The organism is Providencia sp. PROV004, from assembly GCF_011045615.1.
In the GTDB taxonomy this organism is placed as follows: Bacteria; Pseudomonadota; Gammaproteobacteria; order Enterobacterales; family Enterobacteriaceae; genus Providencia; species Providencia rettgeri.
Genome location: NZ_CP042859.1, coordinates 4,585,492 through 4,596,310, shown reverse-complemented (window position 1 = coordinate 4,596,310; position 10,819 = coordinate 4,585,492). Strand labels below are relative to the sequence as shown.

The 10,819-nt window shown below is 43.7% G+C and carries 9 protein-coding genes; 8 read left to right on the top strand and 1 reads right to left on the bottom strand.

Annotated elements, in window-relative coordinates:
- The first annotated feature begins 759 nt into the window (after positions 1 to 759).
- From rpmH to mnmE, 5 genes are all read left to right on the top strand, one after another.
- Entirely contained in the window at positions 760 to 903 is a 144-nt protein-coding gene (rpmH, locus tag FVA69_RS21290; protein WP_004906236.1) for a 50S ribosomal protein L34, read from the top strand.
- Positions 904 to 924: 21 nt separating this feature from the next.
- Positions 925 to 1,284, top strand: coding sequence for a ribonuclease P protein component (rnpA, locus tag FVA69_RS21285; protein ID WP_004906229.1), 360 nt, complete (start codon positions 925 to 927; stop codon positions 1,282 to 1,284).
- Complete coding sequence (gene yidD / locus FVA69_RS21280; protein WP_036959180.1) at positions 1,248 to 1,508, top strand: membrane protein insertion efficiency factor YidD; 261 nt, start codon at positions 1,248 to 1,250, stop codon at positions 1,506 to 1,508. The genes rnpA and yidD overlap by 37 nt, the downstream gene beginning before the upstream one ends.
- Positions 1,509 to 1,510: 2 nt before the next feature.
- Positions 1,511 to 3,160: a membrane protein insertase YidC gene (gene yidC / locus FVA69_RS21275; protein ID WP_004906815.1), complete on the top strand. Its 1,650-nt coding sequence runs from the start codon at positions 1,511 to 1,513 to the stop codon at positions 3,158 to 3,160.
- 126 nt (positions 3,161 to 3,286) lie between these two features.
- Entirely contained in the window at positions 3,287 to 4,651 is a 1,365-nt protein-coding gene (gene mnmE, locus FVA69_RS21270) for a tRNA uridine-5-carboxymethylaminomethyl(34) synthesis GTPase MnmE (protein ID WP_004906817.1), read from the top strand.
- 137 nt (positions 4,652 to 4,788) lie between these two features.
- Here mnmE and fdhD read toward each other — a convergent pair whose 3' ends face one another.
- Positions 4,789 to 5,619, bottom strand: a complete 831-nt coding sequence (fdhD, locus tag FVA69_RS21265) for a formate dehydrogenase accessory sulfurtransferase FdhD (RefSeq protein WP_109912542.1) — start codon at positions 5,617 to 5,619, stop codon at positions 4,789 to 4,791.
- 173 nt (positions 5,620 to 5,792) lie between these two features.
- Between fdhD and fdnG the strand changes: the two genes are divergently transcribed.
- Genes fdnG through fdoI form a run of 3 tightly spaced genes read left to right on the top strand, consistent with a single transcriptional unit; the run spans position 5,793 to position 10,449 of the window.
- The gene (gene fdnG / locus FVA69_RS21260; protein WP_109912541.1) at positions 5,793 to 8,840 is read left to right on the top strand and encodes a formate dehydrogenase-N subunit alpha; all 3,048 of its coding nucleotides are present in this window, start codon (positions 5,793 to 5,795) and stop codon (positions 8,838 to 8,840) included.
- An 11-nt stretch (positions 8,841 to 8,851) separates the two neighbouring features.
- Positions 8,852 to 9,796, top strand: a complete 945-nt coding sequence (gene fdxH, locus FVA69_RS21255) for a formate dehydrogenase subunit beta (RefSeq protein WP_004906826.1) — start codon at positions 8,852 to 8,854, stop codon at positions 9,794 to 9,796.
- Complete coding sequence (fdoI, locus tag FVA69_RS21250; RefSeq protein WP_094961977.1) at positions 9,793 to 10,449, top strand: formate dehydrogenase cytochrome b556 subunit; 657 nt, start codon at positions 9,793 to 9,795, stop codon at positions 10,447 to 10,449. The genes fdxH and fdoI overlap by 4 nt, the downstream gene beginning before the upstream one ends.
- Positions 10,450 to 10,819: the final 370 nt, after the last annotated feature.

Here is a 10,819-nt window from a genome sequence, read left to right as displayed (position 1 = left end):
GTTGGACTCCCCTAAACAAGGTCAATGGAACAAGAAGTACGGATGTAAACAAAGAGTTTCTCGGGCTCATTCTTAGTGCTATGACCCAAAAATATTTTAGATTAACGCTTACTTACTGCATATTGCCGATCGATGGATCAGAAATAGACCAGCGATCATACCGCAAAATTAGTCAGAGATCTCCATTCTTTTACACAGTTTTTATGCTTTTTATCCACAGGTAAATGTGATAAGGCCCCTCTTATAAAGAAGAAATAGACTGGGCTACCTAAATTTATCGTCATTTTTCCACATGCTGGGGATAACTTTAGACGATTTACAGTAAATATTCTGTATGATCAAAAAATATTTTTAGATCTCTTGAAGATCCTTGCGCTTTGGGTCGGAGTCCGTATAATCTTCCTCCCTGTGTACAGTACAGATGTGATTTTTACACGAAACTGAGGTAAACTTGTTGGGCTATATCGCTTTATTTTAACGTTAATGTTAGGTGGGGCGGGGCAAAAAACAGGTTTTCAGCCAGTATGCGAATGTAATCATTCGTCGGCTGTCACAACATATGTCGGCAAACCGGTCAGCCAGGCTATAAATAAAAGTGGTTTGATTGCGTCATTTCATTGACGTGACCCCCTATGTTTTATTACAATCCTGCCTCTTTCTATATTGTTGCGATAGAGGCACAGGTGTAAATCAGTTTCCACTGGTTGCCAACGCGTTTACTGAATCAGTAATAAATTTAAAAGTTAGGTAGAAATCGTTATGAAACGCACTTTTCAACCGTCCGTACTGAAGCGCAACCGTTCACACGGTTTCCGTGCTCGTATGGCCACTAAAAATGGTCGTCAGGTTCTGGCTCGCCGTCGTGCTAAAGGCCGCGCTCGTCTGACCGTTTCATCTAAGTAATAAAGCTAGCCCTCTATTCAAGTGGTTACGCTCGCTTTTACCCGGGAGTTACGTTTGTTAACTCCCAGGCATTTCGATAATGTCTTTAAGCAGCCGCAGAGGGCGAGTTCCCCAGAGATAACAATCCTTGGTCGCCTAAACGAGCTGGGGCATCCCCGCATCGGTCTTACCATCGCCAAAAAAAATGTTAAACGAGCTCATGAGCGAAATCGTATTAAACGGTTAGCGCGTGAATATTTTCGTCTGCATCAACATGAGTTGCCTTCAATGGACTTTGTGGTATTGGTAAGGAAAGGGGTCGCTAATCTCGACAATCAACAGATCACGGAAGCATTGGATAAGTTATGGCGTCGTCACCGTCGCTTGGCTCAAAAATCCTGATCATGCTGATCAGAGGCTACCAACTGGCAATTAGCCCGTTGTTAGGGCCTCGTTGTCGCTTCAATCCTACTTGTTCAAATTACGGAATTGAGGCATTGCGCAGGTTTGGTATGCTAAAAGGGAGTTGGTTAACGGCGAAACGCGTATTAAAATGCCACCCTTTACACGCTGGTGGAGATGATCCTGTCCCACCTAGAAAAACTGATGATAATAGAGAATTATAACGATGGATTCGCAACGCAATCTTCTACTCATCGCTTTGTTGTTCGTGTCGTTCTTAGTTTGGCAGGCCTGGGAGAGCGATAAAGTTGCTCAGGACGTTAAAACTGTTCAAACTTCGCAACAAGCGGATATGCCAAGCAGTGATGCTCAAGCCGTAACTGGCAGTGGGCAAGGTAAGCTCATCACAGTCAAAACTGATGTACTGGATATTCGCATCAATACTCGTGGTGGTGATATCGATGAGGCTGACCTGTTAGCCTATCCTGCGACCCTTCATTCGGAAAGCCCTTTCCGTTTACTGGAAACTAATCCAGGCTTTGTCTACCAGGCACAGAGTGGTTTGATTGGTCTTCATGGTCCAGACAACCCAGCAAATAATAATGGCGAACGTCCGCTGTATAGCGCAGATTCTACAACTTTCACATTAGAGAAAGGCCAAGACGTCTTGCGCGTACCAATGACATTTACTGATAATAACGGTGTTATATATCAGAAAACGTACATTGTTAAACGTGGCCAATATACTGTTGAAGTTGAATACAGTATTCAAAACCCAACCGCTCAACCACTGAGTCTCGCTTTCTTCGGTCAGTTAAAACAAACTATCGAGTTACCTAAAGAGCGTGACACTGGCAGCAGCAATTTTGCTCTGCATACCTATCGTGGTGCGGCGTATTCTTCTGATGAAAACAACTATAAAAAATATAGCTTTGGCGACATCGAAGATAAAAACCTCGACTTAACCACCAAAGGTGGCTGGGTAGCGATGTTGCAACAGTATTTTGCAACCGCGTGGATCCCGGCAAGTGCTGAAAAGAGTACTTTCTACACCATTGACCTTGATAAAAAATCTGCCATCATTGGTTATAAGAGTGAACCAATGACTATCGCAGCTAATGGCGCTGGTACTTATTCATCAACGTTATGGGTTGGTCCTGAAATTCAGTCTGAAATGGCTGCAGTTGCACCACATTTAGACTTAACCGTTGATTATGGTTGGTTATGGTTTATCTCTCAGCCACTGTTTAAACTGCTGAAATTCATTCACGGTTTTGTGGGTAACTGGGGTATTGCTATCATCGTTATCACCTTTATCGTTCGTGGTATTATGTACCCACTGACTAAAGCACAGTACACCTCGATGGCGAAAATGCGTTTACTGCAACCTAAACTGGCTGCAATGCGTGAGCGTATTGGTGATGATAAACAACGTATGAGCCAAGAAATGATGGCGATGTATAAAGCAGAAAAAGTAAACCCACTGGGTGGTTGTTTACCTCTGCTGATTCAAATGCCTATCTTCCTTGCACTTTACTATATGTTGATGGGTTCTGTTGAACTGCGTCACGCACCATTCTTTGGTTGGATTCAAGACTTGTCTGCACAAGACCCGTACTACATTCTGCCAGTATTGATGGGTGTGACGATGTTTGTGATTCAGAAAATGTCACCAACCGCTGTGACTGACCCAATGCAGCAGAAGATTATGACGTACATGCCAGTCGTGTTCACCATCTTCTTCCTGTGGTTCCCATCAGGTCTGGTTCTGTATTATATCGTGAGTAACTTAGTCACCATCATCCAGCAACAAGTGATTTACCGTGGTCTGGAAAAACGTGGTCTGCACAGTCGCGATAAAAAAGAGAAAAAATAGTCTCGCTTCTCAGTAAACTGAGAATGGCTTCACAAAGCGGGATTCTATAGTAGTATTAAGGCGACCAAACACGGTCGCCTTTATTCTTTTCAAAAAACAGTTTTTAAGTCAAAACAGAGAAACATCATGCAAATCAACGATACTATCGTCGCACAGGCAACACCTCCCGGTCGTGGTGGTGTCGGTATTTTACGTGTATCTGGCCCGAAAGCGGCGCAGATTGCCGAAATCGTGTTGGGAAAACTCCCTAAACCACGTTATGCGGATTACCTGCCATTTCGTGATGAGGATGGCTCTGTTCTTGACCAAGGTATTGCGCTTTACTTCCCTGGGCCAAATTCATTTACGGGTGAAGATGTGCTTGAATTACAAGGACACGGCGGGCCAGTTATTCTTGATTTATTGCTCAGAAGAATACTAACGATTGATGGTATTCGCATTGCGAATCCTGGTGAATTTTCTGAGCGAGCATTTTTAAACGATAAGCTCGATTTAGCCCAAGCGGAAGCAATTGCCGATTTGATTGACGCGAGTTCTGAACAAGCGGCGCGTTCAGCGATGAATTCGTTACAGGGCGCATTTTCTTCTCATATTCACCAATTGGTGGAAGCACTCACTCACTTGCGCATCTATGTGGAAGCAGCTATCGATTTCCCAGATGAAGAAATTGACTTCCTGTCTGACGGTAAAATTGAAGCTAAACTCAACGAAGTGGTGGCAGATTTAGAACAAGTTCGCTCCCAAGCGCGCCAAGGTAGTTTATTGCGTGAAGGAATGAAAGTGGTAATTGCAGGGCGCCCAAATGCAGGAAAATCGAGCTTGCTAAATGCATTGGCGGGGCGTGAGGCTGCGATTGTCACGGATATTGCGGGAACGACGCGTGATGTATTACGTGAACATATTCATATTGATGGTATGCCATTGCATATCATTGATACTGCAGGCCTGCGCGAAGCCAGTGATGAAGTTGAGCGAATTGGTATCGAACGAGCTTGGAAAGAAATTGAACAAGCGGACCATGTGCTGTTTATGGTTGATAGCACTACAACTAATGCCACGGAACCACAAGAAATTTGGCCTGAATTTATGGCGCGCTTACCTGATGAACTTCCGGTCACCGTAATTCGTAACAAAGCCGATATGACAGGCGAACCAGTTGAGTTTATTGATAATACTCGTTATCCGTTAATTCGTTTGTCTGCACGCGAAGAAAAAGGCATTGATTTGTTGCGCGATCACCTAAAAGAAACCATTGGCTTTAATAGCAATACTGAGGGTGGTTTCCTTGCTCGTAGTCGCCATTTACAAGCATTGAATGCGGCAGCTGTTCACCTAGAACAGGGCTATGACCAGTTAGTGAACGCTCGCTCCGGTGAGTTATTAGCGGAAGAATTACGTTTAGCTCAGCAAGAACTCAGCGAAATCACTGGTGAGTTCACTTCTGATGATTTATTAGGCCGTATTTTCTCAAGTTTTTGTATTGGGAAGTGATGCGGTATCGCCTAAAACCTACACGTCATACCGTGTAGGTTTGTTTTATCGGTAGTCCCCGCGTTTTTCCTGCCTTAATTCGCTATTAAGCTATTCTGACTTCTCTTAATCTAAAATGATTATCTTCAGTTGGAAAGTTAATCCCTTACCCGACTCCCGTGCGTAAACACCGTCGCTTTACCTTGACGACAAAAGCCGACTAAGGTCAAATTGGCTTTTTCTGCGACTTCAATAGCGAGTGCAGTGGCGGCGGAAACAGCAAATAGAATTTCTGCACCACAGCTAGCGGCTTTTTGTACCATTTCATAGCTAGCACGGCTAGAAACCAGTACTGCGCCTTGTTGCCATTGGTTACGATGTTTCATACCTAAAAGTTTATCCAGAGCCACATGACGGCCGACATCTTCACATCCACCGACTAATTGCCCTTCTGGTGAAATCCATGCGGCCGCATGGGTACAACCTGTCAGTGCGCCAATTTCTTGCACTTTTTTCAATTCATGTAATGCATTATCGAGATGCGAGAGAGAGAAGGTTTGGGTGAAAGGTAGTGGGGCGATCGGTTTGAAAATTTCATCGAGTTGCTCAGTGCCACAAATACCACAGCCTGTACGCCCTGCTAAATTACGGCGACGTTCTTTGAGTTCCATAAACCGACGGCTAGATAATTCAACATGCACTTCAATTCCGCGGTTGCAGCCTTCCACGATATCAATTCCACGAATTTCATCATCTGACTGTATTATCCCTTCAGAAAGTGCGAAGCCAACTGCAAAATCCTCAAGATCTTTTGGCGTTGCCATCATTACCACATGGGATATGCCATTGAAGACTAAAGCGACAGGAGATTCTTCTGCTACATAGTCATTTACGAGTAAATTCAGGTTGCCTTTTTGTTGCACGGTTGTGTGATTTAAGCCAATCATTTTGGTTAATTTGGAGTCATTTGTAGTATTTGTTTCATACATTAGATGAATTCCTAGCATTAATGATACATAATATTAATTATGGGTAAAAAGAATTTACACCATTTGCCGGGCAATGAACCTGGGACGTAAGGAAGACGTTGAATAAAAACAGTTTACCTGATTATCGCGATTGGCGTTAGGTAAACATGAGCAATGTAAATGAGGAGATCCCCATGCAAGTCAGCAGAAGGCAGTTCTTTAAGATCTGCGCTGGCGGTATGGCAGGTACGACGGCAGCGGCCTTGGGTTTTGCACCCGCCACCGCGTTAGCGTCAACGCGCCAGTATAAATTACTGCGTGCGAAAGAGACCAGAAATACCTGTACCTACTGTTCTGTCGGCTGTGGGCTGTTAATGTACAGCCTCGGTGATGGCGCGAAAAATGCAAAAGAGAGCATTTTCCATATTGAAGGGGACCCGGATCATCCGGTAAACCGTGGTGCACTTTGTCCGAAAGGTGCTGGACTTATCGATTTCATCCACAGTGAAAGTCGCTTGAAGTATCCTGAAGTGCGTGAGCCGGGTACTAATGAGTGGAAACGTATCACGTGGAACGAAGCATTTGACCGTATCGCTAAGTTAATGAAAGAAGACCGCGATGCGAACTTTATTGAGAAAAATAAAGACGGTGTCACGGTAAATCGTTGGCTGACCACCGGTATGCTATGCGCATCGGCGGGGAGTAACGAAAGCGGATTTGTAACGCAAAAATTCACCCGCGCTCTCGGCATGCTTGCCGTTGATAACCAAGCGCGTGTCTGACACGGACCAACGGTAGCAAGTCTTGCTCCAACATTTGGTCGCGGTGCGATGACCAACCACTGGGTTGACATTAAAAATGCAAACCTAGTTGTCGTTATGGGTGGAAATGCAGCAGAAGCGCATCCAGTCGGTTTCCGCTGGGCGATGGAAGCTAAAATCCATAATAAAGCCAAACTTATTGTTATTGACCCACGCTTTACCCGTACTGCGGCAGTGGCGGATTTTTACACGCCTATCCGTTCGGGTACAGATATCGCGTTCTTATCAGGTGTTATCAAATACTTACTGGATAATGAAAAAATTCAGCGTGAATACGTGGAAGCGTATACCAACGCCAGTTTAGTTATTCGTGAAGATTATGGTTTTGATGACGGCCTGTTTACAGGTTATGACGAAGAAAAACGTCAATATGATAAAACCACGTGGAACTATGAGATGGATGAAAACGGCCTTGCGCTGCGCGATCCGACTCTGAAACACCCACGTTGTGTGTTAAATCTATTAAAAGAACACGTCAGCCGTTATACACCTGAAGTGGTGAATAACATCTGTGGTACGCCAATTAAAGATTTCTTGCAAGTCTGTGAATACCTTGCAGAAACGAGTGCTAAAGATAAAACAGCATCGTTCTTATATGCATTAGGTTGGACTCAACATACCGTGGGTGCGCAAAATATTCGTACCATGGCGATGATCCAATTACTGCTGGGTAATATGGGGATGTTAGGCGGTGGTGTAAACGCACTGCGTGGTCACTCTAATATCCAAGGTCTAACTGACTTAGGTTTGCTATCTCAGAGCTTACCGGGTTATTTAACCTTACCATCAGACAAACAAACCACATTAGAAAGTTACTTAGCTGCAAACACGCCAAAAGCAACGGTTGAAGGTCAAGTTAACTATTGGGGTAACTACCCGAAATTCTTTGTTAGTTTGATGAAGACTTTCTACGGAGATAAAGCGCAGAAAGAAAATAATTGGGGCTTTGATTTATTACCGAAATGGGATCAAGGCTATGATGTGCTGCGTTATTTCGAAATGATGGATAAAGGGGAAGTTAACGGCTATATCTGCCAAGGCTTTAACCCATTAGCATCATTCCCGAATAAAAACAAAGTCGTTAAGTCGCTGTCAAAACTGAAATTTTTGATTACCGTTGACCCACTGAATACGGAAACCTCGAATTTCTGGCAAAACCACGGCGAAATGAATGATGTGAATCCGGAAGAAATCCAAACTACGGTATTCCGCCTGCCATCTTGCTGTTTTGCTGAAGAAAATGGTTCGATTGTTAACTCAGCGCGTTGGTTACAATGGCACTGGAAAGGTGCGGATGCCCCAGGTGAAGCGATCAGTGATGGTGAAATTCTGTCTGGTATTTTCCATCGTCTACGCCAACTGTATGCCTCTGAAGGTGGTGCAGTACCTGAACAAGTTCTAAGTATGACTTGGAATTACTTCGACCGTGATAACCCAACGCCAGAAGAAGTCGCTCAAGAAAACAATGGTTATGCTTTAGTTGACTTAAAAGATGCGGATGGCAACGTTATTGCGAAAAAAGGTGAGCTGTTGAGTTCGTTTGCCCAATTGCGTGATGATGGTACTACTGCAAGTGGTTGCTGGATTTTCACCGGTAGTTGGACGCCGAAAGGTAACCAAATGGCTAACCGTGATAACTCTGACCCAACGGGTCTAGGTAACACATTAGGTTGGGCATGGGCGTGGCCTCTAAACCGTCGTGTGATTTATAACCGTGCATCGGCAGACCCAATGGGTAAACCGTGGGATCCGAAACGCCAAATCCTCGAGTGGAACGGTAGCAAATGGATAGGAATGGATATTCCTGACTATAGCAATGCTGCGCCGGGAAGTGGTGTTGGTCCATTTATCATGCAGCCAGAAGGTATGGGACGTCTATTCGCACTGGATAAAATGGCTGAAGGCCCATTCCCAGAGCACTACGAACCAATTGAAACGCCGCTGGATACTAACCCATTGCATCCAAAAGTAGTATCAAACCCTGCTGCTCGTGTGTTTAAAGATGACTGGGCACAAATGGGTAAAGCGACAGAATTCCCTTATGTGGGAACGACTTATCGTTTGACTGAACATTTCCACTATTGGACAAAGCATGCCTTGTTAAATGCCATCATTCAGCCACAACAGTTCATAGAAATTGGTGAACGTCTGGCGAATGAAAAAGGTATCAAACAAGGTGATACGGTGAAAGTCAGCTCTAAACGCGGTTATATCAAAGCAAAAGCGGTGGTCACCAAACGTATTCATACGCTGAAAGTGGCGGGTAAAGATATTGATACTATCGGTATCCCTATTCACTGGGGCTTTGAAGGCTTGGCTGTGAAAGGCTTTATTGCTAACACGTTAACGCCGTATGTGGGTGATGCGAATACTCAGACACCGGAATTTAAATCGTTCCTTGTCAATGTGGAAAAGGTGTAAGGAGATAAATTATGTCAATGCAATCTCAGGACATTATTCGTCGCTCTGCCACCAATTCCCTGACTCCCGCGCCTCAGGTGCGGGACTATAAGGAAGAAGTTGCAAAGCTTATCGATGTGACGACCTGTATCGGCTGTAAAGCTTGTCAGGTCGCGTGTTCCGAATGGAACGATATCCGTGACAAAATCGGGACGAACGTTGGGGTATATGATAACCCAACAGATTTAACCGCTAAATCATGGACGGTAATGCGCTTCTCTGAAGTGGAAGAGAACGATAAATTTGAATGGCTGATCCGTAAAGATGGTTGTATGCACTGTGCTGACCCAGGCTGTCTGAAGGCGTGCCCTTCGGAAGGCGCGATAGTACAGTACAAAAACGGTATCGTTGATTTCCAATCAGAACATTGTATTGGTTGTGGTTATTGTATTGCGGGTTGTCCGTTTGATGTACCGCGCATCAACCCAGAAGATAACCGTGCATACAAATGTACGCTGTGTGTTGACCGTGTTGAAGTCGGTCAAGAGCCTGCGTGTGTGAAAACGTGTCCAACCGGCGCTATCCACTTCGGTAGCAAAGAAGACATGATTAACATGGCTGGTGAGCGTGTTGAAGAGCTGAAAACTCGTGGTTATGCAAACGCAGGTTTATATGACCCTGAGGGGGTTGGTGGTACGCACGTGATGTACGTTTTACACCATGCAGATAAACCGCAGTTGTATCACGGATTGCCGGAAAACCCGACAATCAGCCCTACAGTCACTTTCTGGAAAGGTATCTGGAAGCCGTTAGCAGCGGTTGGTTTTGCTGCAACATTTGCGGCGGCCATCTTCCACTATGTGGGTATTGGTCCGAACCGCGTCTCCAAAAAAGATGAAGAAGAAGCTTTAGAAGATTTGCATAATGCAATGTCCTCTGACACTTCGAAATCAAAAGAAGGGGAGGATCAGAAATGATGCCAGATGATAACGACAAAATCATCCGCCATAAACCGATTGAAAGGATCAATCACTGGGCGGTTGTGATTTGCTTTTTGTTCACCGCAATCAGTGGGTTAGGGTTCTTTTTCCCTTCACTAAACTGGTTTATGAACATTTTAGGCACACCACAGCTGTCGCGAATTTTGCATCCATTTGTGGGTACGGCGATGTTCTTGCTGTTCGTATTTATGTTCTTCCGCTATTTCCACCATAACTTCATTAATAAAGAAGATATCAAGTGGGCAAAAAATATCGGTAAAGTACTGAAAAACGAAGAAGCAGGTGATGTAGGTCAATATAACCTCGGCCAAAAAGGGGTGTATTGGGTAGTCACTATCTGCTTATTAGCGCTGGTGGTCACGGGTGTGATCATGTGGCGTCCTTATTTCGCCGATTACTTCCCAATCCCTGTTTATCGTGCAGCTATTCTTATTCACTCGCTCTCTGCGATTGCGCTGATCATCATGATTGTGGTTCACGCTTATGCTGCGATTTGGGTGAAAGGTTCAGTGCGTGCGATGGTTGAAGGTTGGGTGACTCGTGGTTGGGCTAGAAAGCACCATCCATTGTGGTACCGTCAGCTTTTGGAAAAAGAAAAACAGCAAAAACAGCAACAAGAGAAAAACTAAGTTTTATTATTGTTGTTATCAAACCCACAAATGACTAATGTTATTTGTGGGTTTTTTATATCTAAAAAATATAAACATTCAATTTATTTGAAAGAAAGAAAATTAGATATATTTATTTGATGACCTGTTTACGATTTATTATCATTATAGTTAATCAAAATAAGATTAATACAAAATACACATCAAATAAAGATGCTCTTATTTCGCGTATAATTTACATTGGTTTTTAAACCAAGAATAAACAAATAAATATTTATTTGTTTTATTTTTATGTAAAAAAAAGATGATAATTCTTTAATTTGTTGATAATAAATAATTTTTATAATTGTTATTTCTTTGTGAATAGCTATTGAATATTGATATTAGATCA